This is a genomic window from Rhodococcus sp. 15-725-2-2b, from assembly GCF_002259075.1.
Classification (GTDB): domain Bacteria; phylum Actinomycetota; class Actinomycetes; order Mycobacteriales; family Mycobacteriaceae; genus Rhodococcoides.
Map to the genome: position 1 here is coordinate 232,795 of NZ_NPFL01000006.1, position 22,691 is coordinate 255,485.

Annotated in this window: 23 protein-coding genes; 13 read left to right on the forward strand and 10 right to left on the reverse strand. The window is 64.9% G+C overall.

What is annotated here, in order from left to right; genetic code table 11:
* Nucleotide 1 precedes the first annotated feature (1 nt).
* From CH306_RS06835 to CH306_RS06860, 6 genes are read left to right on the forward strand one after another with little or no spacing between them, the layout of a single operon-like run.
* A complete protein-coding gene (locus tag CH306_RS06835; RefSeq protein ID WP_032396714.1) occupies nucleotides 2-931 on the forward strand; it encodes an ABC transporter permease in 930 nt (309 codons plus the stop codon).
* A gap of 9 nt (nucleotides 932-940) precedes the next feature.
* Entirely contained in the window at nucleotides 941-1,927 is a 987-nt protein-coding gene (locus CH306_RS06840; RefSeq protein ID WP_032396715.1) for an ABC transporter permease, read from the forward strand.
* The gene (locus tag CH306_RS06845) at nucleotides 1,924-2,943 is read left to right on the forward strand and encodes an ABC transporter ATP-binding protein (protein ID WP_032396716.1); all 1,020 of its coding nucleotides are present in this window, start codon (nucleotides 1,924-1,926) and stop codon (nucleotides 2,941-2,943) included. The genes CH306_RS06840 and CH306_RS06845 overlap by 4 nt, the downstream gene beginning before the upstream one ends.
* A complete protein-coding gene (locus CH306_RS06850) occupies nucleotides 2,936-3,931 on the forward strand; it encodes an ABC transporter ATP-binding protein (RefSeq protein ID WP_094646095.1) in 996 nt (331 codons plus the stop codon). The genes CH306_RS06845 and CH306_RS06850 overlap by 8 nt, the downstream gene beginning before the upstream one ends.
* On the forward strand, nucleotides 3,931-4,668 hold the full coding sequence (locus tag CH306_RS06855) for a sulfite exporter TauE/SafE family protein (protein WP_094646096.1): 738 nt from the start codon (nucleotides 3,931-3,933) through the stop codon (nucleotides 4,666-4,668). Before CH306_RS06850 ends, CH306_RS06855 begins: the two co-directional genes overlap by 1 nt.
* 49 nt (nucleotides 4,669-4,717) lie before the next feature.
* A complete protein-coding gene (locus CH306_RS06860; RefSeq protein ID WP_094646097.1) occupies nucleotides 4,718-5,791 on the forward strand; it encodes an SDR family oxidoreductase in 1,074 nt (357 codons plus the stop codon).
* Between the two features lie 62 nt (nucleotides 5,792-5,853).
* On the opposite strand, the gene CH306_RS06865 is transcribed toward CH306_RS06860, so the two are convergent.
* The 3 genes from CH306_RS06865 to CH306_RS06875 all read right to left on the reverse strand — a co-directional run bounded on the left by CH306_RS06865 (nucleotide 5,854) and on the right by CH306_RS06875 (nucleotide 9,461).
* Nucleotides 5,854-7,272: a xylulokinase gene (locus CH306_RS06865; RefSeq protein ID WP_094630600.1), complete on the reverse strand. Its 1,419-nt coding sequence runs from the start codon at nucleotides 7,270-7,272 to the stop codon at nucleotides 5,854-5,856.
* 38 nt (nucleotides 7,273-7,310) lie between these two features.
* Nucleotides 7,311-9,008: a SulP family inorganic anion transporter gene (locus CH306_RS06870; protein ID WP_032396720.1), complete on the reverse strand. Its 1,698-nt coding sequence runs from the start codon at nucleotides 9,006-9,008 to the stop codon at nucleotides 7,311-7,313.
* 108 nt (nucleotides 9,009-9,116) lie between these two features.
* Nucleotides 9,117-9,461 carry an ArsR/SmtB family transcription factor gene (locus CH306_RS06875; protein WP_032397267.1) on the reverse strand — a complete coding sequence of 115 codons (345 nt, stop codon included), beginning with the start codon at nucleotides 9,459-9,461 and terminating at the stop codon, nucleotides 9,117-9,119.
* A gap of 116 nt (nucleotides 9,462-9,577) precedes the next feature.
* Between CH306_RS06875 and CH306_RS06880 the strand changes: the two genes are divergently transcribed.
* The 5 genes from CH306_RS06880 to CH306_RS06900 all read left to right on the forward strand — a co-directional run bounded on the left by CH306_RS06880 (nucleotide 9,578) and on the right by CH306_RS06900 (nucleotide 14,326).
* Nucleotides 9,578-10,225: a TetR family transcriptional regulator gene (locus CH306_RS06880; protein ID WP_032396721.1), complete on the forward strand. Its 648-nt coding sequence runs from the start codon at nucleotides 9,578-9,580 to the stop codon at nucleotides 10,223-10,225.
* A 148-nt stretch (nucleotides 10,226-10,373) separates the two neighbouring features.
* Entirely contained in the window at nucleotides 10,374-11,531 is a 1,158-nt protein-coding gene (locus tag CH306_RS06885; protein WP_032396722.1) for an acyl-CoA dehydrogenase, read from the forward strand.
* Nucleotides 11,532-11,536: 5 nt separating this feature from the next.
* Complete coding sequence (locus tag CH306_RS06890) at nucleotides 11,537-12,385, forward strand: 3-hydroxybutyryl-CoA dehydrogenase (protein ID WP_306436765.1); 849 nt, start codon at nucleotides 11,537-11,539, stop codon at nucleotides 12,383-12,385.
* Nucleotides 12,386-12,500: 115 nt separating this feature from the next.
* Complete coding sequence (locus CH306_RS06895; protein WP_045197389.1) at nucleotides 12,501-13,295, forward strand: SDR family NAD(P)-dependent oxidoreductase; 795 nt, start codon at nucleotides 12,501-12,503, stop codon at nucleotides 13,293-13,295.
* A 137-nt stretch (nucleotides 13,296-13,432) separates the two neighbouring features.
* Nucleotides 13,433-14,326 (forward strand): glucose 1-dehydrogenase, encoded by an 894-nt coding sequence (locus tag CH306_RS06900; protein WP_094646413.1) that lies wholly within the window; start codon nucleotides 13,433-13,435, stop codon nucleotides 14,324-14,326.
* Between the two features lie 77 nt (nucleotides 14,327-14,403).
* Here CH306_RS06900 and CH306_RS06905 read toward each other — a convergent pair whose 3' ends face one another.
* The 5 genes from CH306_RS06905 to CH306_RS06925 all read right to left on the reverse strand — a co-directional run bounded on the left by CH306_RS06905 (nucleotide 14,404) and on the right by CH306_RS06925 (nucleotide 18,693).
* Complete coding sequence (locus tag CH306_RS06905) at nucleotides 14,404-15,162, reverse strand: SDR family oxidoreductase (RefSeq protein WP_094646099.1); 759 nt, start codon at nucleotides 15,160-15,162, stop codon at nucleotides 14,404-14,406.
* Nucleotides 15,163-15,229: 67 nt separating this feature from the next.
* Entirely contained in the window at nucleotides 15,230-15,967 is a 738-nt protein-coding gene (locus tag CH306_RS06910; RefSeq protein WP_032396726.1) for a lysophospholipid acyltransferase family protein, read from the reverse strand.
* Nucleotides 15,968-15,982: 15 nt separating this feature from the next.
* Entirely contained in the window at nucleotides 15,983-16,738 is a 756-nt protein-coding gene (locus CH306_RS06915; RefSeq protein ID WP_094646100.1) for an ABC transporter permease, read from the reverse strand.
* Nucleotides 16,735-17,730, reverse strand: a complete 996-nt coding sequence (locus tag CH306_RS06920) for an ATP-binding cassette domain-containing protein (RefSeq protein WP_094646101.1) — start codon at nucleotides 17,728-17,730, stop codon at nucleotides 16,735-16,737. The genes CH306_RS06915 and CH306_RS06920 overlap by 4 nt, the downstream gene beginning before the upstream one ends.
* A 96-nt stretch (nucleotides 17,731-17,826) precedes the next feature.
* A complete protein-coding gene (locus CH306_RS06925) occupies nucleotides 17,827-18,693 on the reverse strand; it encodes a lysophospholipid acyltransferase family protein (protein WP_230596977.1) in 867 nt (288 codons plus the stop codon).
* Nucleotides 18,694-18,921: 228 nt separating this feature from the next.
* Here CH306_RS06925 and CH306_RS06930 point away from each other — a divergent pair, with 228 nt between their 5' ends.
* On the forward strand, nucleotides 18,922-20,325 hold the full coding sequence (locus CH306_RS06930) for a GntP family permease (RefSeq protein WP_032396729.1): 1,404 nt from the start codon (nucleotides 18,922-18,924) through the stop codon (nucleotides 20,323-20,325).
* Between the two features lie 58 nt (nucleotides 20,326-20,383).
* Here CH306_RS06930 and CH306_RS06935 read toward each other — a convergent pair whose 3' ends face one another.
* Complete coding sequence (locus tag CH306_RS06935) at nucleotides 20,384-20,986, reverse strand: YdeI/OmpD-associated family protein (RefSeq protein WP_094646102.1); 603 nt, start codon at nucleotides 20,984-20,986, stop codon at nucleotides 20,384-20,386.
* 119 nt (nucleotides 20,987-21,105) lie between these two features.
* On the opposite strand from CH306_RS06935, the gene CH306_RS06940 reads away from it, so the two are divergent.
* The gene (locus tag CH306_RS06940; RefSeq protein WP_179272783.1) at nucleotides 21,106-21,576 is read left to right on the forward strand and encodes a YdeI/OmpD-associated family protein; all 471 of its coding nucleotides are present in this window, start codon (nucleotides 21,106-21,108) and stop codon (nucleotides 21,574-21,576) included.
* Between the two features lie 150 nt (nucleotides 21,577-21,726).
* On the opposite strand, the gene CH306_RS06945 is transcribed toward CH306_RS06940, so the two are convergent.
* Nucleotides 21,727-22,689 carry an SMI1/KNR4 family protein gene (locus CH306_RS06945; protein WP_094646104.1) on the reverse strand — a complete coding sequence of 321 codons (963 nt, stop codon included), beginning with the start codon at nucleotides 22,687-22,689 and terminating at the stop codon, nucleotides 21,727-21,729.
* Nucleotides 22,690-22,691: the final 2 nt, after the last annotated feature.

Here is a 22,691-nt window from a genome sequence, read left to right on the forward strand (position 1 = left end):
CATGTTCAGATTTCTCCGCAGACGGATCTACACCAGCCTCGTTCCGCTGTTCGTCGTCCTGCTCGGCGTGTTCTTCCTCGCTCGGCTCACCGGCGACCCCACCAGCCTGTACCTACCCGAGTCGGCAACTCAGGCCCAGCGCGAGGCGTTCCGCGCCACCAACGGCTTCGATCAGCCGGTGCTGACGCAGCTGCTGGACTACTTCAAGGGCGTCGTGCAACTCGACTTCGGGCAGTCGCTCCGTACCGGCGAGGACGCGTCGGCGATGGCACTGCGCGCATTCCCGGCGACACTGCAGCTGGCGTTCGCGACGATGTTCCTCGCGATCCTCGGTGCCGTGATCATCGGCTGCTGGGCCGCGTACCGGCCCAACTCGCTGGCCGATCGCATCTCGAGCCTGCTGTCGATGACCGCAGCCAGCATTCCCGATTTCTGGTTCGCCATCATGGGCGTCTACGTCTTCGCCATCCTGTTCGGCTGGCTGCCCACCTCCGGTGTCGACAACGGAATGCTCTCCTGGATACTGCCGATCGCGACTCTGCTCATTCGTCCCCTCGGAGTCCTCACCCAGGTGGTGCGCGGCGCAATGGTCTCGGCACTGTCGGCACCGTACGTTCGACTCGCGAGAAGCAAAGGCGCAGGCGACCTTCGGGTCGTCACCCACCACGCTCTACGCAATGCCGCGGCACCGGCGCTGACCGTCGCAGGCGACCTGATGGTCGGACTCGTCAACGGCGCGGTGGTCGTCGAGGCCATCTTCGGCTGGCCGGGCATCGGAAAACTGATGATCGACGCCATCCTGCAGCGCGACTTCGCGGTTCTCCAGGCGGCCGTGCTGTTGACAGCGGTGTCCATCTTCGTGCTCAACATCGTCATCGACGCCTGCTACGCACTGCTCGACGCCCGGGTTCGCGACAAGGTGAAGGTCTAGGAGAAACTGATGTCACTCGACTTCGAAGCACCGAAAACGTCCGAGCCCGAGGATGTTCCACCCCAGAGTCCGGTGGAAGCCCGCAAGGCGTCGGCCCCGCTGTGGAAGCTGCTGCTACGCGACAGGGTCGCCACCGTCGCCGCCGCGATCCTGGTGCTGGTCTTCCTCACCGCGGTCTTCGGCCCGATGCTGGTCGGCGACTCGGCAACCGATCAGGACCTCGACCGCTCCAACCTGCCACCATTCACCCTCGACACCGGGTGGATGAACATCCTCGGCACCGATCCATTGGGCCGCAGCATGCTCGCCCGGTTGATCGTGGCCAGTAGAACCACACTCTCGGTTGCCGTTCCGGCCGTCATCCTTTCGGCGATCATCGGATCGTTCATCGGTATGTGGGCCGGCTTCCATCGAGGCTGGCGCGAGACCGCAGCGATGCGCGTTGCCGACGTGATCCTGAGCTTCCCGTCCCTGCTGATGGCGGTCGTCGTGCTCTACGTGTTCTCCCCCAGCGCCGCCAACATCGTTCTGGTCCTGACGGTCACCCGCATCCCGATCTACCTGCGCACCGCCCGCGCGGAGTCGGCCGAGCTGCAGAGTCGGTTGTTCGTCGATGCCGCACGAACATTCGGCGCGAAGAGCGGATCGGTGATCAGACGCCACGTGGCCCCCATCCTGCTACCGACCCTGCTCACCGTCGCGACCCTGGACTTCTGCTTCGTCATTCTCGCCGAGTCGTCACTGAGCTTCCTCGGCATCGGCATTCAGCCGCCGGACGTCTCGTGGGGCCTGATGGTCTCGCAGGGCCGCACCTACCTGCAGACCGCGTGGTGGCTCTCGTTCTTCCCCGGTCTGGCCATTGTCCTGACCACCGTCTCTGCCACCGTGCTCGCCGCGTGGGCGCGCATCGCCACCGATCCAGCGCAGCGCTGGCGACTCAATGTGCCCCGCTCCAAGCGATCTCGCCTGCTCCCCGTACGAAAGGTCGTCTCATGAGCGCACCGGCAACCGCACCTCGACGCGCCGATACCGGCAGCGTAGCCCTGGACGTGCGTGGACTGACCGTCGATCTGCGGACCCCGTCCGGCGTCATCCGCGCCGTGGACGACGTCACCTTCACCGCCCGCCGCGGCGAAACCCTGGCCCTGCTGGGTGAATCCGGCTGCGGCAAGTCCATGACGGCACAGGCCATCGTCGGGTTGCTCGAACCGATCGCAGACATCACCGGCGGTTCGGTCGAGATGGGCGAGATCGACCTGGTGACGGCCAAGACCAAGGTGCGACGCACGGTCGCGGCCACCGAACTGGCCATCGTCTTCCAGGACGCACTGACCGCCCTCAATCCGGTCTACACCGTGGGAACCCAACTGGCCGAACCGTTTCGGATCCATCGCGGTATGTCCGGCAAGCAGGCACGAGCGGAGGCCATCGCGCTGATGGCCCGCGTGGGTATTCCCGAGCCCGAATCCCGTGCCGACTCCTATCCCCACCAGTTCTCCGGCGGCATGCGCCAACGCCTGCTGATCGCGATGGCCGTCGCCCTGAGTCCGTCGGTACTGCTCGCCGACGAACCGACCACCGCCCTCGACGTGACGGTGCAGGCACAGATCATGGCGCTGCTGAAGGAACTACGCACCGAACACGACATGGCCGTCGTACTCATCACCCACGATCTCGCCCTGGTGGCCGAGGAGGCCGACCGAGTCGCGATCATGTACGCGGGCAACGTCGTCGAGACCGGACCGGTGTCCGAGGTGTTCGGCGCACCGCGGCACCCGTACACCAAGGGCCTACTGGACTCGGTACCCGTCCACGCAGTCCGCGGTGAGGATCTGAAGTCAATCGGCGGCACCCCACCGGACCTGCACTCCATTCCCGACGGGTGCGTCTATCAGGCCCGCTGCCCGTTGGCCCGCGAGATCTGCATCAGTACTCGTCCCCCGCTCGAATCCGTCGGCAGCGGCCGGATGTCGGCATGCCACTTCCCGAACGAGGTATCCAGCCATGTCTGAGCAACTGTTGACCGTCCGCGGCCTGAACAAGACCTTCGACGTCGGCCGCGGCAAGCTCCGCGCCCTCGACGCCATCGACCTGGACCTGCGACGCGGTGAAACCCTCGGCCTCGTCGGCGAATCCGGCTGCGGCAAGTCCACTCTCGCGCGCACCCTGATGATGCTCGAACGACCCGACTCGGGCACCGTCGCGTTCGACGGCACGGATCCGTTCGCGCTGCGCGGCAAGGAACTGCTCGCGTGGCGTCGGCGGGTACAGATGGTCTTCCAGGACCCGTACGGTTCGCTCAACTCGCGAATGACCGCCGGGGACATCATCGGCGAGCCGTGGCGAACCCACAAGAGCCTGTACAGGACTCGACGCGACCGCTCCGCGCGCGTACGTGAGCTGCTGCATCTGGTGGGTCTTCGGCCGAGCGACGAGAACCGCTTCCCGCAGGAATTCTCCGGCGGTCAACGCCAACGCCTCGGCATCGCGAGAGCTCTGGCACTGAACCCCGACGTGATCATCTGCGACGAGCCGGTCTCCGCACTCGATCTCTCGGTACAGGCGCAGGTGCTCAACCTGCTCAACGATCTGCAGAAGCAACTCGGCATCTCGTACGTGTTCATCTCGCACGATCTGTCGGTCGTCCGACACGTCGCCGACCGCGTCGCGGTGATGTACCTCGGCCGCATCGTCGAATCCGGGGCCACCGAAGCGGTGTTCGACCGTCCGGCTCACCCGTACACAGCGGCATTGATGTCGGCCGCACCCACACTCGACGCGTCGACGCGCGGGACGAAGATCCTGCTCAAGGGCGAGGTACCGTCGCCGCTGAACCCGCCGTCGGGATGCCGATTCCGCACGCGCTGCTGGAAGGCGACCGAACTGTGCGCCAGTGAGGCACCCCCGGTGGCGCTCGACGCCGACGAGGCCGATCACATCGCCGAATGCCATTACCCGCTCGCAGCAGGCAACCTCGGCCTCGTCGCTGCCGGGACGTGATGGCAACACACCTGAGCATCACCGGCTTCGTCGTCGTCGCCCTGGCCATCTTCTTCGCATCGGCGATGCAGGCGTCGATCGGATTCGGCATGGGCATGCTCGCCGCACCGATCGTGGCGATCGTCGACCCCGGCCTCATCCCGGCAACCCTGATCATGCTCGCCGTCGTCGTCAGTGTGCTCGTGCTGGTTCGCGATCGCACTGCCCTCGACCTCTCGGGTGCCGGGTGGGCGCTCGCCGGTCGCCTCCCCGGTTCGGCGGTGGGTGCTTTGCTGCTCGTCCTGCTGCCCGAACGCGGACTGGCGATTCTGCTGGCACTGGTGGTGCTGGGCGGCGTCGCACTGACGTCGTTCGGCTGGGTCCCCCTGCCGCACAGACGAAATCTGATGGTGGCCGGGGCCGCGTCGGGAATTCTGGGAACGGCCACCTCCATCGGCGGGCCGCCGATGGCGCTGGTGTGGCAACGCAACACCGGAGCCGAGCTGCGCAGCACCATGAGCTGCTTCTTCCTCGTCGGCTCACTCATCTCGCTGGCGGTGCTGGCAGTGGCCGGAGCAGTGGACACCCACACCGCCACGCTGTTCGTGTTCCTGGCCCCGGCGACTGTTCTCGGCTTTCTGCTGTCGCGGGTGGTCAATCGAGTTCTCGATCGTCGACGCCTGCGGATCATCGCGATCACTGTCTCCGCCGTCGGCGCGCTCGTGCTCGTCGCCCAGCAAGTTCTCGCCCTGTTGTGAGACTCGACGCGTCACGTGTCGCTCCGGCCCCAGTGGGTAGACAGCACGGATGACTACGAACAAGACGCGCGCGCTGATCGTCGGTGCCACCGGTATCTCCGGGCAGGCCCTGTGCCGCGCCGCACTCGATGCAGGCTGGACCACCTACGGACTGAGCCGCAGCGGCAGTGTCCCCATCGACGGCGTCGTCCCCGTGGCGGCCGATCTGCTCGACCCGGCCTCGCTCGAGGAGGCACTGAAGGACGTCCGCCCCGAGGTCGTGTTCTTCACCGCCTGGATGAAGAAGGACTCGGAGCAGGAGAACATCGAGGTCAACTCGGCAACTCTGCGCAATGTGCTGAACGTGCTCGGCCCCCTCGACTCGGTGAAGCACGTCGCGTTGATGACCGGACTCAAGCACTACCTCGGACCGTTCGACGCCTACGGCGAGTCCGTGATGGCCGAGACCCCGTTCCACGAGACCGAGGATCGACTCGACACCCCCAACTTCTACTACGCACAGGAGGACGAACTGTTCGCCGGTGCCGAGAAGTTCGGATTCGGCTGGAGTGTGCACCGCGCCCACACCATCTCCGGCTTCGCCGTTGGCAACGCGATGAACATGATGCTCACACTGTCCGTGTACGCGTCGATCTGCAAGGAGCTCGGCGAGAAGTTCGTCTTTCCCGGCTCCGAGACACAGTGGAACGGGCTCACCGACCTCACCGACGCCGACCTGCTCGCCGAGCAGATGATCTGGGCCGCAACCGATGACAACGCGCACAACGAGGCGTTCAACATCGCCAACGGTGACGTCTTCCGCTGGCGCTGGCTGTGGCCGCAGTTCGCCGCGCACTTCGGCGTCGAGCCCGAGGGCTTCGACACCGAGCCGCGCCCCCTCGAACCCCGCATGTCCGACGCGGCCGCCGCGTGGAAGCGCATCGCCGACAAGCACGATCTGGCCGAAAGCGACGTCTCCCGGTTGGCGTCGTGGTGGCACACCGACGGTGACCTCGGCCGCGACATGGAATGCCTGACCGACATGAACAAGTCCAAGAAGGCAGGGTTCCTGGGCTTCCGATCCACCCCGGATGCCATCGCCTCGGTGATCCAGCGCTACCGCGACGCGCGCCTGATTCCCTAGAGAGCGCCAGAGCGGCTCCGCCGCACGTGTGTGGAACTTCGTAGTGGGCTACGAAGTTTCGCTCACATGGGGGTGGTGCCCTCGGTCAGATCCCGCACCTCGGCGTAGCGCTCCCGCACCGCCGGGGTCGGGTCGGCCTCGTAGGTCTGCGACGGTGCCTGGGCCCAGGTCGGCGGCTCAGTGGTCCCGGCCAGGGTCCACGCGGCCTGACGCGCGGCACCGTCGGCGACGTATTCACCCGGCTCGGGCACGGTCACCGGAACTCCGAGAATCGCCGGAGCCAATGCCCGCAACGCGGCGGACTTCGCGCCGCCGCCGATGAGTAGCACCCGTTTCGTCTCCACACCCTGCGCACGCAGGTGGTCGATACCGTCGGCCAAACCGCACAGCAGTCCCTCGATTGCGGCGCGCGCAAGGTGGCCGGGCGTCGAATTGTTCAGTCGCAGGCCGTGAATCGCGCCGGATGCATCGGGACGGTTGGGGGTGCGCTCACCCTCGAGGTACGGCACCAACACCAGGCCATCGCTGGTCGTCGACAGCGCCAACCGAGACAGTTCGTCGTGGTCGACGCCCAGTAGACGCGCCGTCGCATCGAGCACCCGGGCAGCGTTGAGGGTGCACACCAACGGCAACTGCCGGCCGGTGGCGTCGGCGAATCCCGCGACCAGACCCGAACCATCGGCTGCCGCAATCGATGTCACGGCCGATACGACACCGGAAGTGCCCACCGAGACCACCACGTCACCGGGCTGGGCATCGAGGGCGAGGGCCGCGGCGGCGTTGTCTCCGGTACCCGGTCCGATCAGTGCACCGCTGCGGAGTCGGCCGATGGTCTCGTTCGGTGCCGCGACCCGCGGAAGCTGCGGGTTGCGCCCACGAAAACCCAACTGCAACAGATCGGTTCGATACTCGTTCGAGGCGGCGGAGAAGTACCCGGTGCCGCTGGCGTCGCCCCGATCCGTGGCCAGGGAATCGAGCCCGGATGCGCCGCCGAGCTGCCAGCTGAGCCAATCGTGCGGAAGACATACGGCCGCAGTGCGATCGGCGTTCTCCGGCTCGTGGTCGGCGAGCCATCGCAGCTTGGCGACGGTGATCGAGGCCAACGGAACCACTCCGACGGCGTCGGCCCACGCCTGCCCGCCGTCGACGCCGGTCTCCTTTCCCAACTCCGACACCAAGTCGGTTGCGGCCTGCGCCGACCGAGTGTCGTTCCACAGCAGAGCGTTACGGACCACAGTTCCCGTCTCGTCGAGACACACCATGCCGTGTTGCTGCGCACCGACCGATACTGCGTCCACATCGTCGAGTCCGCCTGCTGCCGCCACTGCCTCGTCGAGCGCATCCTTCCAGCGCTGCGGGTCGATCTCGGTGCCGTCGGGATGGGAGGCTCGCCCCTGGCGCACCAACTCTCCCGATTCGGCATCACGAACGAATACTTTGCACGATTGGGTGGAGGAGTCGATTCCTGCAACGAGAGCCACGATGAGCGGTCCTTTCCTACGCAAGTGTGACTTGGACCCTACCCGCGGTGTTCGGCTGCCTCGGTCACGACGGTGCGTGCATAGGCGATGGCCTGCGGGGTGGTCTCGAAAACACGGCGCGCCTCGTCGTCCTTGGTGGTGAACACACCCAGCGCAGTCAGCGGTCGCAGGTGTTCGGGTTTGGCCGCGGAGATCAGGACGGTGATGTGGCGGTGTTCGAGTTCGGTGATCGTGTCCTTGAGCACGATGGCTCCGGTGGCATCGATCGTGGTCACTCGTGACATGCGCAGGATCACCACTTTCACGTCCGACACGTCGGCGAGCTCGAGCAGAAAGCTGTGCGCGGCTCCGAAGAACAACGCGCCGTCGATTCGGTAGGCGACGATGTGTTCGCGAAGCAGATTGCCTTCTTCCTCCGAGACCGCGTCGAGTGCATCCAGAGGCACCTGCTCGACCGTGGCCGATCGCGCGACCGCGCGCAGTGCGAGCACCGCAGCGAACCCGACGCCGACCGCCACGGCCGTCACCAGGTCGAAGACGACCGTGACGAGAAAGGTCGACGCCATCACCACGGTGTCCCCACGACCGGCGCGGGAAATTGCTCGGATGGAGGCAGTTTCGACCATGCGTACCGTCGTCGCCAGGAGCACCCCGGCCAGAGCCGCGAGTGGAATGTCGGCCACCAATCCCGCGGCGGAGTACATGATCGCGGCGAGAATCACGGCGTGAGTGAGTGCGGCGAGCCTGGTGCGCGCTCCGGATCGGACGTTGACGGCGGTGCGGGCGATGGCACCGGTGGCCGGGATCCCGCCGAACAACGGCGCGGCGATGTTCGCCAGGCCTTGCCCGAACAGTTCACGGTCCGGGTTGTGCCGGGCACCGACGCCCATCGAGTCCGCCGCGGTCGCGGACAGCAGCGATTCCAGGGCCGCCAGCGCTGCGACGGCCAGCGCCGGAGCCAACAACGCCGTCACGTCACCGAGGTGGAAGAAGCTCAGGTTCGGAGCGGACAGCGACGACGGTATGGTGCCGATGCGGGCGATGTCGAGGTCGAACAATCGGGTGACGACCGTTGCTCCGGCGACCGCGACCAGAGAGAACGGGATCTTCGGAGCCAGTCGGCCTCCGACGAGCATGACGATCGCGACGGTGACGGCCACGGCGGGTGTCAGGACGCTCGCGTGCGAGACGAACGAGCGCACCGCGTCGAACGCGGATTGCCACACCTTCTCACCCTCGGCGTCGGTGATACCGAGGGCCGACGGAACCTGTTGCAGCGCAATGACGACGGCGATGCCTGCGGTGAACCCTTCGATGACGGGTGCCGGCATGTACCGGACGGCTCGACCGACGCCGGCCGCGGCGAGCACGAGTAGGATTACCCCGGCCATCAGCCCGACGGCGAGTACGCCCGTCGGACCGTACTCGGCGACGATCGGGACGAGCACCACCGTCATGGCACCGGTCGGTCCGGACACCTGGAACCGTGATCCGCCGAACACAGCGGCGACGACTCCCGCGATGATCGCCGTGGTCAGGCCGGCCGCGGCCCCCAGCCCGGTACTGACGCCGAAGCCGAGCGCCAAAGGCAGCGCGACCAGGGCCACGATCAGACCCGCCAGCAGATCCGCACCGGGCGCGCGGAAGGCTGGTTTCCACTCGCTCCATCTGGGCAAGAGCGCCGTCAGAGCCCTGGAGGCGTCGGTCTTACGGTCGGATTTCGTCGGTTCGGACATGTGACGCTCTCTGAGAACTCATCGATCCTGATCCAGTTGATTGCTAAGTTTAGCAAGTAATGAATCAGGTGAACAGCAACGTGAGCCAGACCATCCGAGACCGTCGGGTCAGGTGCGTGCTCCGGACTCGCCCTCCAGCAACTCGGCCTGATTGGCCACCACTCCCGTGAGTATCTCCCGCGCAACGAGCAACAGGTCGGCCACCTTGGGCGACGTCAGCGTGTAGGACACCGACAGGCCTTCCCGAGTGCCTTCGATGAGACCGGCGCGCCGCAGGATGGACAACTGCTGAGACAGATTGGCCGGCTCGATGCCGATTTCCGGAAGCAGCTCGGAGACGGCATGCTCGCGCTCGCTCAGCAACTCCAGTACCCGAATGCGCGCAGGATGCGCCAATGTCTTGAAGAAGTCGGCTTTCATTCTGTACAGCGGCCGGCTCGATTCCGTGGCCATGAAGTCCTCCCGTGGCACCCGCCGCCGCGCAGCAGGCTACTTGCGAACACTAGCAACCAACGCACGGAAGAGAACGTCCTCCCTGCTCGTCCCGAAACTCGGCTACCTTCTCTCCCATGAGCGGAGAACCCGAAGAATCCACCGACTTCAGGCTCACCGTGGCCACCGCGGCCCTCGACCTGTTCTCCGTCAAGGGCTATGAGTCGACGACGGTGGACGACATAGCCGGTGCCGCCGGAATCTCGCGTCGGACATTCTTTCGCCAGTTCCGCGCCAAGGAAGACGTCGTCTTCGCCGACCACGAAATTCTGCTGGAGCAGGCCGGTGCGTTTCTCGAATCGAACGAGGGCGATCCGTGGCGGGCCGTGTGCGATGCCGCGCAGTTGGTGTACGAGCGGTTTTCCGAGTGGCGGGACATGTCGCGCCTGCGTTACCAGGTGGTCCACAAGATCCCCGCTCTGCGTGACCGAGAAATCGTCACCGTGTTTCGCTACGACAGACTCTTCGTCGAATATCTGCAGCGCGTTCTGCCCGATCACCCGCACCTGGAGATCCTGCAGTTCTCGGCCACGGTGACCGCAACGCACAACTACATCCTTCGTCGGATGATTCGCGACGGCCTGCCGACGTCGGTCGAGGATCTGCGTTCGGCACTCGCGCAGGTACGCGCGCAGTTCTCCGGTGAGATCGTCGTCGCGTCGTTCCCCCGAGGCACGTCCGTCACCAAAGTCGTCGACGCGTTGGCCGATCACACAAGCGCCTGATCGATCCGGACCGAATGGCACTGAGTGCCGGATGCTGAAGACCCGGCCTTGATCAGGTCCGTATTCGGTCGTACACTGGGGCAATCCTTGGCACTGAGTGCCCCCTCCGGGCAGTGCTACCCCCGACACACCGAGGAGCGTGGCCGACATGGCCGGAAATCCCGACTTCGATCTGTATCAATCGCCCGAAGAGCACGACGAACTGCGCGCGGCCATTCGGGCCCTCTCGGAGAAGGAGATCGCTCCGTACGCCAAAGAGGTCGACGAGGACTCCCGCTTCCCCGAGGAAGCACTCAAAGCGCTGAACGCCTCGGGCTTCAACGCCATCCACGTTCCCGAGGAATACGACGGCCAGGGTGCGGATTCCGTCGCCGCCTGCATCGTCATCGAAGAGGTCGCCCGCGTCTGCGGCTCGTCCTCACTGATCCCCGCGGTCAACAAGCTCGGCACGATGGGGCTGATCCTCAAGGGCTCCGAGGAACTCAAGAAGCAGGTTCTGCCGTCCCTGGCCGGCGGCGCGATGGCGTCGTATGCCCTGTCCGAGCGCGAAGCGGGATCCGACGCGGCCAGCATGCGCACCCGCGCCAAGGCCGACGGTGACGACTGGATCCTCAACGGCTCCAAGTGTTGGATCACCAACGGCGGCAAGTCCGAGTGGTACACCGTGATGGCCGTGACCGATCCCGACAAGGGTGCCAACGGCATCTCGTCGTTCATCGTGCACAAGGACGACGAGGGATTCGTCGTCGGACCCAAGGAGAAGAAGCTCGGAATCAAGGGCTCACCCACCGCCGAGCTGTACTTCGAGAACTGCAAGATTCCCGGCGATCGCATCATCGGCGAGCCAGGTACCGGCTTCAAGACCGCGCTGGAAACGCTCGACCACACTCGCCCCACCATCGGCGCGCAGGCCGTCGGCCTGGCACAGGGCGCCCTCGACGCAGCCATCGCATACACAAAGGACCGCAAGCAGTTCGGTACCTCGATCTCGAGCTTCCAGGCAGTGCAGTTCATGCTCGCCGACATGGCGATGAAGGTCGAAGCGGCTCGACTGATGGTCTACAGCTCCGCAGCCCGCGCCGAGCGCGGCGAGAAGAACCTCGGGTTCATCTCCGCGGCAGCGAAGTGCTTCGCCTCGGACGTGGCCATGGAGGTCACCACCGACGCCGTGCAGCTCTTCGGCGGCGCCGGTTACACCACCGACTTCCCGGTCGAGCGCATGATGCGCGACGCCAAGATCACCCAGATCTACGAGGGCACCAACCAGATTCAGCGTGTCGTCATGTCGCGGGCGCTGCTCAAATGAGCGACATCGACCTCGTAGGCGTCATCGGCGGCGGCACCATGGGAGCCGGCATCGCCGAGATGTGCGCTCGCTCCGGCAGTTCGGTACTGATTCTGGAGACGAGCCAGGCGACGGCCGACGCCGCCGAAGCCCGCCTCGACAAGTCCTTCGCCCGCGCCGTCAAATCCGGTCGCATCGAAGCCTACGCAGCCGAGAAGGCCCGGGCCGCAATCACGTTGACACTCGACATAAACGACTTCGCCGACCGCGACCTCGTGGTGGAGGCGGCACCGGAGATCGAATCGCTCAAGCTCGATCTGTTCGGCAAGCTCGATTCCATCGTCAAGCCCGAGGGAATCCTGGCGACCAACACCTCGTCGATCCCGGTCATCAAGATGGCCAACGCGACCAAGCGTCCCGACAAGGTCGTCGGAGTGCACTTCTTCAACCCGGTGCCGGTACTGCCGTTGGTCGAGATCGTCGTCAGCCTGCTCACCAGCGAAGAGACAGTGTCCGCGGTGACGGATTACGCCGGCAACACGTTAGGCAAGAAGACGATTCGCGCAGGCGATCGCGCCGGATTCATCGTCAACGCATTGCTCATCCCGTACATGGTCTCGGCCATCCGCATGCTCGAGTCCGGCTTCGCCAGTGCCGAGGACATCGACGAGGGCATGGTCAACGGTTGTGCACACCCCATGGGCCCGTTGCGCCTGACGGACACCGTCGGCCTCGACGTCACCCTCGCGGTCGCCGAGTCGCTCTACGCGGAATTCCGCGAGCCGCACTACGCTCCGCCGCCGCTGCTGCAGCGCATGGTGGACGCCGGAATGCTGGGTCGCAAAACCGGTAAGGGTTTCTACACGTATTCGTAATAGGCCCCCGCGTCTGCGTGAATGGTCCATTCACCCCCGTCAGGGCCGGTGAATGGACCATTCACGTCTTCGGAAAGGCGCACACTGGAGTCGTTCCACGACACTGGGAGGCTTCATGAACATCGATCTCGACGGCCGGACCGCATTGATCTCCGGCTCCAGCCAAGGCATCGGTCTGGCCATTGCCACCGAATTGGCCCGCGCAGGTGCACGCGTCGTCCTCAACGGCCGCAGCGCGTCGGCGCTCGATTCGGCCGAGGAACAGTTGCTGAAGGACGTGCCCGGTGCGCGGGTGATCGTCGTGCCCGCCGATCTGGCGACGGCCGACGGGGTGGAGACGCTGGTCGAAAAGGTCCCCGTCGTCGACATTCTGGTGAACAACCTCGGCATCTTCGGAGCCAAACCCGCCCTCGACATCGACGACGACGAATGGCGACGTTATTTCGAGGTCAATGTGCTCTCGGCCATTCGACTCATCCGCACGTATCTGCCTGCGATGACCGAGGCAGGCTGGGGCCGAATTCAGAACATCTGCAGCGATTCCGCGGTCGTCATTCCCGAGGAGATGATCCATTACGGAATGACCAAGACCGCTCTGCTCGCGGTGACCCGTGGATTCGCGAAAGCTGCTGCAGGAACCGGCGTTACGGTCAATTCCGTCATAGTCGGACCCACCCACACCGAGGGTGTCGAGAAGTTCGTCGGCGAACTCGTCGGTGACGAACTGCCCTGGGACGAGGCACAGGCGCAATTCATGAAGGAACACCGGCCCCAATCGCTCATCGGACGCCTGATCGAGCCGAAGGAAATTGGCAACATGATCGTGTATCTGAGCTCGGAACAGGCTTCCGCAACCACAGGTGGCGCACTGCGCGTCGACGGCGGCTACGTCGACTCGATCCTGCCCTGAGACCGGACACGCTCACCCTCCGAACCCTGTCCGGTCGGTCACAGTTTGTGGCCGACCGCATCGGGGCATCCGTCGAGCACACGGAATCGAGTAGAGGTTCCTCACGCAGTACGTTGCACTCGAAGGACGATTCCCCAGTGAGCGATCAGTACACCTTCACCAACCCCGTCACGCAGTACAGTCAGGACGGCTTCCCGGAACAGCACCAGGATCCGCCCGGTCTCGCGACAGATCTTCGGCCCCTCGCCGACCACGGTGAGCAAACGTACCGTGGATCCGGCCGACTGACCGGCCGCAAGGCCCTGATCACCGGTGCCGATTCCGGAATCGGACGTGCAGCAGCGATTGCCGTCGCACGCGAGGGTGCCGACGTGGTGCTCAACTACCTGCCGTCGGAGGAAAAAGACGCGCAGGAAGTTGCGCAGTCGATCCGCGACGCCGGCCGAACCGCGGTCCTGGCACCGGCAGATATCACCGACGAACAGGCCGCGCGCGGAATCGTGCGCACCACCGTCGACGAGCTCGGTGGGCTCGACCTGCTGATCAACGTGGCCGGTAAGCAGCAGTTCGTCGAAGACCTGGCCGACCTGACGTCCGAGCAATTCGATCAGACGTTCAAAACCAACGTCTACGCACTGTTCTGGATCATCCAGGAAGCGGTGCCCCACATGCCCGCTGGTTCCACCATCGTCAACACCAGTTCGATCCAGGCGTACACACCCTCACCCGGTCTGGTGGATTACGCGACCACGAAGATGGCCATCAACACCATCAGCAAGGCGCTCGCGCAGCAGTTGGCACCCAAGGGAATTCGCGTCAATGTCGTTGCGCCGGGACCGTTCTGGACACCGCTGCAGGCCGCCGGCGGGCAGCCGACCTCGGCACTGCCGGACTTCGGCAAGGAAACACCGCTGGGACGCGCCGGGCAGCCCGCCGAGATCGCCGGTGCCTACGTCTACCTGTCTTCGGCCGAATCGGGCTACGTCTCCGGCGAGACGTTGAACGTCAACGGTGGCATGCCGACGCCGTAGTCGACATCCGTTCTGCGTGAATGGACCATTCACACCCGTCTGGGCTCGTGAATGGTCCATTCACGCATCTGGAGAGGTCAGTCCTTCGGCCCACCGGCGGCGTAGACGACCTGACCCGAGATGAAGCCGGCGCCCTCGCTGACGAAGAACGATGCCAGATGCGCGATGTCGTCGGGGTGACCGACGCGATTGACCGGAATCTGTGACGCCGCAGCAGCTTTGAAGTCCTCGAAAGGCATGCCGACACGTTCTGCGGTGGCCGCCGTCATCTCCGTCTCGATGAACCCGGGGGCGATGGCGTTGGCGGTGACACCGAACTTGCCGAGTTCGATGGCGAGGGTCTTGGTGAAGCCCTGCATTCCGGCCTTGGCGGCGGAGTAATTGGCCTGGCCGCGGTTGCCGAGGGCGGACGTGCTCGACAGGTTGACGATGCGACCCCATTTGGCGTCGATCATGTGCTTTTGGACCGCGCGGGTCATCAGGAACGATCCACGCAGGTGTACGCCGAGAACGGAATCCCAGTCCTGCACCGTCATCTTGAACAGCAGGTTGTCGCGGGTGATGCCTGCGTTGTTGATCAGTACGGTCGGCGCACCGAACTCGCCGGCGATGCGATCGACCGCAGTCTGGACCGATTCTTCGTCGGCGACGTTCGCACCGATGGCCACTGCCTGCCCACCGGCAGCCTGGATCGCGCCGACGGTGTCGCTGCACGCGGCCTCGTCGAGGTCCACCACGGCGACTCCGAAACCATCCTTGGCCAGCCGCTTCGCCACCGCAGCGCCGATTCCACGCGCACTACCGGTGACTACGGCCGTCTTGATCTGATCACTCACGAATATCTCCTGACGAACGCCGAATCGAATTACCTGTCATCTGTTTCTACCAACCCCGCCGGCGCAGTCAGTACGCAGCCACCGCACCGTCGAGCGCCTTCTGCATTCCTTGCGCCACCACCCGCGTGATGTCGATCGGCTTCTCGGGCAGTTCGGTGATGGGTGAATCGATGTAGACGCTCGCCCGCTTCACTCTCGGCGCACCGGGGCCGTAGCTCAGACCGATGCAGATCAGCACCGGCTCGACCCCGAGCTTGCGCGCCCGCATCGCGATGTGTCCGATACCGCTGCCGACGTGCTGCACCGTCGTCGGATCCTCGAGGTTGCAGGTTCCCTCCGGGAACACTGCGAGGTCGTCGCCCCGCTTCATGCGCTCTGCGCTGACATCCATCATGCGGCTGCCCGCAGCGCTGACCGCGCGCATTCCGTGATTCTTGCCGCGGAAGACAGGGATTCCACCCATCATGTCGATTCGCTTGCGCTGCTTGGGTTCCTGGAACAGCTCGTCCTTGGCCAGTACCCGAGTGCGGCCGATGACCGGACGCAGCGGCGACGACCATGCCGCCGCTGCGAGCGTGTACGGATCGTTCTCGGTCAGATGATTGACCGCGATGAGCAGACGCGTGTTGTCGTAGACGAGACGACGCAGCTCCTCACGGGCACCGTCGGGATACGACACCCGCGGGCGGAAGCGTCGGGCAAGGGTGGCATAGGCCAACCTCGCGACCTGACGATTCTGCTGGTGACGCAGGTAGAAGTCGTACACGGTCACATCGTTTTCGAGAATTACCGCAGGCCGATCCATGACGCGAGCTTAGCCTCACACCCGCCTCGAACCCATAGCCCGGATCCCGACGGCAAGTCCGACCACCGCAGTGGCCGCGGCCGCGACGACACCTGCCGGCACCGTCGAACTCGCGAAGTCGCCGGCGAACAGAGCACGTTCGGCGTCCACGAGATATCCGAGAGGGTTGATGTCGACCAGGAACTGCATCCACCCCGGGGCGGCCGTCAGCGGCAGCATCGTGCCCGACAGTATGAGCAGCGGGAACATCAGCGTCTGCTGGATGGACCAGAACACCCAATCCTGTCCGCGCACAGCCAAAGCCAATGCATAGGACAGTGCGCCGAGTCCGACGCCGAACACACCGAGCAGCACGATTCCGACGGCGGCACCGATCGGATTCACGGACAGGCCGAGCGGCAATGCCACCAGAACGATCAGCACGGCCTGAGCGGCCAGCGGCACCATTTCCTTGAACGCGCGCCCGACCAGCAGCGCCGATCGCGGCAACGGTGTCACCAACATTCGTTCGTGAGACCCCTGCTGCAATTCGGCCAACAGATTCGAGCCCGTCATGGACGTTCCGAAGATGGTGATCATTGCAAGCACACCGGGAACGAACCAGTCCCACACACTTCCGGCCCCGAGACCGGGAACATCGGTGAGCAGCGGGCCGAACAATGCCAGGAGAATCAGCGGTTGGACGAGACTGAAGATGACGGTGAACGGATCGCGAACCATCGGCCGCAGTTCGCGGCCCATCACCAACGTGCTTCCGGAGAGTACGTTCATCGGAGTTCTCCTGCCGTGCCGGCGCTTTCGAGTGAAGGCGTGGCCGCCGCAGCGCTCTCTCGAAGGCTGCGCCCGGTGAGACCGAGGAACACGTCGTCGAGGGTCGGACGCGTCATGTCGGCGGTCATTACTTCGATACCGTGGGATTGACTCAGACGCACTATCTGCGGCAGAACCACCTCGGCGCGCTCGACTCGGATGTTCAACCGCGAACCCGCAACCGTCACGTCTCTGACTCCGGCCACACCGCCGATCAACGCAGCCAGCGCCGACGCGTCGGACACGGTGAGGACCACGAGGTCGCCTGCCAGTTCGGACTTGAGCGCCGTGGCGGTGTCATCGGCGATGACGGTGCCACGGTCGACGACGATCACCCGCTCGGCCATGGAATCGGCCTCGTCGAGATAGTGCGTGGTGAGCACGATGGTGGTACCCATCTCGCGTCTGAGCCGGAGAATGTGGTCCCACAGGTTCGCTCGGCTCTGCGGATCCATTCCGGTGGTCGGCTCGTCGAGGAACAACAGGGGCGGTCGATGCACCAGACCCAGTGCGATGTCGAGCCGGCGACGCTGCCCGCCGGAAAGGGTCGAGACCGTACGGGCAGCGAGCTCGCCGAGCTCGAGCGCCTCGATCAATTCGTCTGCGCGACTGCGTGATCTGGGACGTGTCATGCCATAGCACAGGCCCTGCACGACGAGCTCGTCGCGGACGCGTTGACTGTGGCCCGCGCCGTTGCCCTGCCCCACGTAGCCGAGGCTGCGCCGGACGCGATCTCGATCTTTCGTCACGTCGAATCCGGCGATTCGCGCCGAGCCCGAAGTCGGTGACAACAGGGTGGTCAGCATGCGCAGCGTGGTCGACTTGCCGGCCCCGTTGGGTCCGAGCAGCGCCACCAGTTCTCCCTCACCGATCGCCAGATCGATGCCGCGCACCGCCTCCACGGTCTTCTTGCCTTGCCGGAAAGTCTTGGTCAATCCCGATGTTTCGATCATGTGTGACGCCCCTCGTCGTAGCGGTGAATCCCTACGACGGAGACGCTAGAAACGATCGCGGTCAGGTTCGGTCCGTGTTGCCGGGCCGACGAGAAATCAACCGAAGACGGGAAACTTTCGCTTGCTGGCGAGGGCGTCCATCCCGGACTGGATGCTCGCACGTACCTCGTCGTACTTGGCGTCGACGTACGCCTCGTCCTCGCACCGAGCCGGATCGTGGTCCAGTTCCACCGGCGGCATGAAACGCGTACGAATCTTCGCGGGCAACGGAATCTGCGGCAGCGCGGCGGGCGCGATGATCCACGGAAGAGAGATCGCGATCGGGAACACCTTCAACCGTGCGATCTTGTCCAGCTTGAGCACCTTCGCCAGCTTGTCACCGCGGATGAGCACCGGCATCGCGTCGGCCCCACCCACGGTCGCCACCGGCACGATGGGTACACCCGTCCGGATGGCGAGCTTGATGAAGCCGGTTCGGCCGCCCAGCGTCGCCTCGTCTCGCTTGCTCCAGGGCCGCAACGAATCGACCTCACCGCCCGGCCACACGATGACGTCCCGGCCCTCGGCCAACGCCGTCGACATCGAGTCCGGTGCCGCGGGCAGCACGCCCATGGATCGAAAGACTTTGCCGATCAACGGGAACGCCATCAGTGCATCGTGCGCAGTGCCGTGCAGAATCCGCTTCTCGCCGAAGTGTCGCCACCATTGCGCGCCGACCGTCCACGCGTCCCACACGAACGGCGCACCCGAGTGCACCCCCACGACCAGCACCGGCGACTCGGGGATGGTCTCCCAACCGTCGATCTCCATTCGGAAGTACCGATCCATCACCCCGTTCCACAGCCGCTGCTGACGGTCCATCGCGACGGTGTTCTGGTCGTCGAGGTCCCAGCCGCCTGCACGCTCGGCAACAACGGCTCCGAGACCACCGGACGAGTTCGCCCGTCGCTCCTTCATCTTCATCCGCGCAGCGGCGGCGTACCGCTGCGCTTGCTCGCGCAGCTGTTCCTTCGTCGGTTCCCCGGTCGAGTCTCCGGCGCCGTCCCCACCCGTTACGTGATCCCCATCACTCATACTCGCACCGTACTCCACAGCACCCGAGTCGACCGACGACCGGAGCTCGTAACCCCACGCGGCTTGCAGACTGTCCGATATGGTCGAAATTCGAGCCGAACGAACGAGGTAACCCCCATGGATCCGATCGAACCGGCATACGGAACGACTGTCTTGCTGCTGATCGCAGCCGCAGCTGTAGCAATCTTGCTGTTCCTCATCATGAAGGTGAAGCTGCACGCCTTCGTCTCACTCGTCCTGGTCAGCGCGGTCACCGCTGTCGCGGCGGGAATTCCGCTGGCGGACGTGCCGTCGGCCCTGCTCTCGGGCTTCAGTTCCACACTCGGATCTGTTGCCCTACTCGTCGCCTTGGGTGTGATGGTCGGCAGACTGCTCGAAATCACCGGTGGCGCACAGGTATTGGCGGATACCCTGATCAACCGATTCGGGGCCAAGCGCGCCCCGCTCGCCCTGGGTGTCGCCGCACTCATCTTCGGCTTCCCCATCTTCTTCGACGCCGGCCTGGTCGTCTTCCTGCCGATCATCTTCACCGTCGCCAGACGGTTCGGCGGATCCGTGCTGCTGTACGCCCTCCCGACGGCAGGCGCTTTCGCCGCGATGCACGCCATCGTTCCCCCGCACCCCGGTCCCGTCGCAGCCACCGAACTTCTCGGCGGCGACATCGGATCGGTACTGCTGGTCGGCGTCCCCGTCGCCGTCGTCTCCTGGTTCGTCGGCTCCTACCTCGTCGGCACGCAGCTCGGTAAGCGGTTCCACACCCTGCCCGCCGACCTCTTCTCCGACGGCGCAGCCGACACCGACGAACACGACAAGGAAATGGCCGGCCTCCGAGACCCCGCCCCGAAGTTCGGTGCGGTGCTGTTCATCCTGCTGACGCCGCTGGTGCTGATCTCGCTCAATACCGTGGTCAACACACTGACCACTTCAGGCGTACTGACCGGGGACGAGACCTGGGCCGCGGCGCTGACGCTCATCGGCCAGACCCCGATAGCACTGCTCATCACCTTGCTGCTGGCCCTGTTCATCCTCGCGCCGGGACGCTTCCCCGTAGCCGACGGTGCCAAGTACATGGACCAGGCTCTCGGACCCATCTGCTCGATCATCCTGATCACCGGTGCCGGCGGCATGTTCGGTGGAGTACTGCGCGCCAGTGGCATCGGGCAATCCCTCACCGCCTCGTTGTCCGACATCGGGTTGCCGATTCTGCTGCAGGCCTTCCTGATCGCCACCGCACTACGCGTCGCGCAGGGTTCGGCGACCGTGGCATTGACCACCACAGCCGGGCTGATCTCGGTGCAGGTGGCCGAGCTGGATCTGAGCAACTTCAAGATCGCACTGTTGGTGTTCGCACTGGCCGCCGGAGCAACCGTCCTCTCTCACGTCAACGATTCCGGCTTCTGGCTCGTCAGCCGCTTCTTCGGCATGGACGAGAAGACGACCCTCAAGACCTGGACCGTCATGGAAACCACGCTCGGATTGGCGATCTTCGCACTCGCGTCGCTGCTGTGGGTGGTGTTCTAGCGGGGCGAGACGTGACCCGATGATCGACACTCGGCCCAGTCATCGGTGGCGCGCTCCGTCACTGTCGATCGCGCTTGGGTTGCCAACGAGCTGCGCGCTCGCCGATCGATGCGAGCCGCGCAGTCTCGTGCACTCGAGCGGCGCGGGTCTCCGGCCGCTTGGCTGTGGCGATCCACTCCAGAATGCCGCGACGCGCGGACGGAGGGAATCCGTTCCAATTGTTTTCCGCATCAACGTATTCGGAGAATGCAGCCGCAAGGTCGTCGGGAACGATCAGATCCTCGACCTCGTCGAGTACGGTCCACGATCCGTTGGCCACGGCAGCCTCGACGGCGCGCTCCCCCGCCGGGAGCATCAGACCTGCTTCACGGAGGGCTTCGACGCGAATCTTGTTCGGACGGGACCACGCGCTCGCGGGTTTCCGGGGCGAGAAATACAACATGGTTCGCTCGTCGTCGAGCTTGCGGGGTCGGCTGTCGACCCACCCCACCGCAAGGGCTTCCGACACGGCGTCGTCGTAGCTGATCGCCGGCTTTCCGGTGGCCTTCTTCCACGACACCAGCCACGCAGATTGCACCGTCGCGTGATGTTCGGTCAGCCATGTCCGCCACTGCGCACGTGTCTCGGCATGCACTTTCGGTGCGTCGTCCATGACGGCCATGCGTACCCCTTCCCTCACTGCCTCCAAGGTCCGTCATCGGCTCGAAGACCTTGCACTCGATTATGCTGCGATCGTGGGCGACATTTCCTTCGGTGTTGTGTCGACGGCGCGAGGCATCGGTGAGTGACCGCATCCGGTTCGACGGAGTGCTCGAGCCGATGACGTGGGGTAAGAACACGTACACGATCATTCGTGTTCCGACTCGTTTGGTCGAGGCGGCGGAACGGTGGCCGACTCGACGGATCGACGGTTCGATCGAGGGCTCGAGTCTCAATCTCGGTCTCAACAAGGCAGATTCGAATGTGATGCCCGGGTCCTTCGTCTACATCGGTGCAGGTCTTCAACGCCGGTTGGGCATTCGCCCCGGTGATCTGGTCTCGTGCGAGTTCGAGCCGGCCGACCCCGATCTGGTGCCGGTTCCGAAGGACCTCGAGGAGGCGATGAGGAACGCGCAGTGCACACCCGCGTGGGAGCGGAAGCGGCCGAGCGAGCGACGTCAGTTGTTGATGCCGATCGACAACGCGGCGCGCGAGCAGACCCGAGCGGCCCGAGTAGCGCGACTTGTGAAGCTGCTGACCGACAGTTCGTAGACGGATCCCAGCTGTGGATTCGGGTCCACCGCAGTCGATACAGCAGGCGGATGGTCGAGCACGTGCGACCGCCGTTTCGTGCCGATTGCGGACCCTGACCGTCCTACACAGGTGCGGAGGACGCGCAAGCAAATGCCCGTGCTGTTCAGTTCACTCGTCGGCCTCGAGCGCGCATCCCCCTGGCGGAAGCTCGAGGACGATGACGTCGTGTCCCTCTCCGGTGACGATTGCTGTGAAGACCGTTTCCGCTCCATCCATCCACACCCACCAATTCATGTTCGCACCCCGCAGGCGCGGCACCTGACGATAGACCGCTCGGGCGTCCTCGACCACGGCACTCGGGTGCAGCCTCCGAGCGGTATCGATGACGGTGCGGCGCACGTGGTCCAGATCGATCAGATCGTCGTCGTCCGATAGCTGGGATGGCCGAAAATCGATGAGCGGGAATGGTACTCGAACGACGGGAAGAGTAGTGGCGTAGGCCATCGACCCCTCCGAGAACGCGGGGTCGCCCCATTCGAGCACGCCGTCCACGAACGAGGGCGTCACGTCGTCGTAGATCGCCGATCCCGTCTCGACGCTGCGGTGCAACGCTGCAATGAATTCGGCCAACGAGTCGAACCATGGCGCACCCTGGTCAGCGGAGTCGTATGAGAAGCTGCGAATACAACCTCGCCGGGCACCCGTGCGTGTGTCGATGTAAAGTGTTCCGCCCGAACCGTCTTCGGCGAACGGAACATACGCCGGGACGAACATCTCCGCCGTCTCACCTGCCTCCTGGGCAAGGACTTCGGCCGGCCAGTCCTCACCCAGATCGTCGATCGGATGCGGATTTTCGAGACTGAACCTGTGCCGATCCACCGCTCGGTCGAGCGAGTACAGAGTGAAGTCCGGCAATACGGATCCGGCCGGCACATACTCCTCGCCGTAGGTTTCGTGCTGCCCGTCGTGCAACCCGTAGAACTCGCGCAACTCCTCCGTCCACGGCGTCGTCGCGCGTTCAGCGGCCTCGCGCTCACTCACAGACCTTGGCGGCCGAATCGACGCAGCGGTGATCGGCGCGCGTTCACGAAGCGTCGCCATGTATGCCGTCCATACCTCGGTGAGGTTCACGA

Bases quoted from the DNA above. Each gene is read 5' to 3' on its own strand.
- CH306_RS06835 (WP_032396714.1), top strand. From the start codon at position 2: ATGTTCAGATTTCTCCGCAGACGGATCTACACCAGCCTCGTTCCGCTG.
- CH306_RS06840 (WP_032396715.1), top strand. From the start codon at position 941: ATGTCACTCGACTTCGAAGCACCGAAAACGTCCGAGCCCGAGGATGTT.
- CH306_RS06845 (WP_032396716.1), top strand. From the start codon at position 1,924: ATGAGCGCACCGGCAACCGCACCTCGACGCGCCGATACCGGCAGCGTA.
- CH306_RS06850 (WP_094646095.1), top strand. From the start codon at position 2,936: ATGTCTGAGCAACTGTTGACCGTCCGCGGCCTGAACAAGACCTTCGAC.
- CH306_RS06855 (WP_094646096.1), top strand. From the start codon at position 3,931: ATGGCAACACACCTGAGCATCACCGGCTTCGTCGTCGTCGCCCTGGCC.
- CH306_RS06860 (WP_094646097.1), top strand. From the start codon at position 4,718: ATGACTACGAACAAGACGCGCGCGCTGATCGTCGGTGCCACCGGTATC.
- CH306_RS06870 (WP_032396720.1), bottom strand. From the start codon at position 9,008: ATGTCCGAACCGACGAAATCCGACCGTAAGACCGACGCCTCCAGGGCT.
- CH306_RS06875 (WP_032397267.1), bottom strand. From the start codon at position 9,461: ATGGCCACGGAATCGAGCCGGCCGCTGTACAGAATGAAAGCCGACTTC.
- CH306_RS06880 (WP_032396721.1), top strand. From the start codon at position 9,578: ATGAGCGGAGAACCCGAAGAATCCACCGACTTCAGGCTCACCGTGGCC.
- CH306_RS06885 (WP_032396722.1), top strand. From the start codon at position 10,374: ATGGCCGGAAATCCCGACTTCGATCTGTATCAATCGCCCGAAGAGCAC.
- CH306_RS06895 (WP_045197389.1), top strand. From the start codon at position 12,501: ATGAACATCGATCTCGACGGCCGGACCGCATTGATCTCCGGCTCCAGC.
- CH306_RS06910 (WP_032396726.1), bottom strand. From the start codon at position 15,967: ATGGATCGGCCTGCGGTAATTCTCGAAAACGATGTGACCGTGTACGAC.
- CH306_RS06915 (WP_094646100.1), bottom strand. From the start codon at position 16,738: ATGAACGTACTCTCCGGAAGCACGTTGGTGATGGGCCGCGAACTGCGG.
- CH306_RS06920 (WP_094646101.1), bottom strand. From the start codon at position 17,730: ATGATCGAAACATCGGGATTGACCAAGACTTTCCGGCAAGGCAAGAAG.
- CH306_RS06925 (WP_230596977.1), bottom strand. From the start codon at position 18,693: ATGAAGATGAAGGAGCGACGGGCGAACTCGTCCGGTGGTCTCGGAGCC.
- CH306_RS06930 (WP_032396729.1), top strand. From the start codon at position 18,922: ATGGATCCGATCGAACCGGCATACGGAACGACTGTCTTGCTGCTGATC.
- CH306_RS06935 (WP_094646102.1), bottom strand. From the start codon at position 20,986: ATGGCCGTCATGGACGACGCACCGAAAGTGCATGCCGAGACACGTGCG.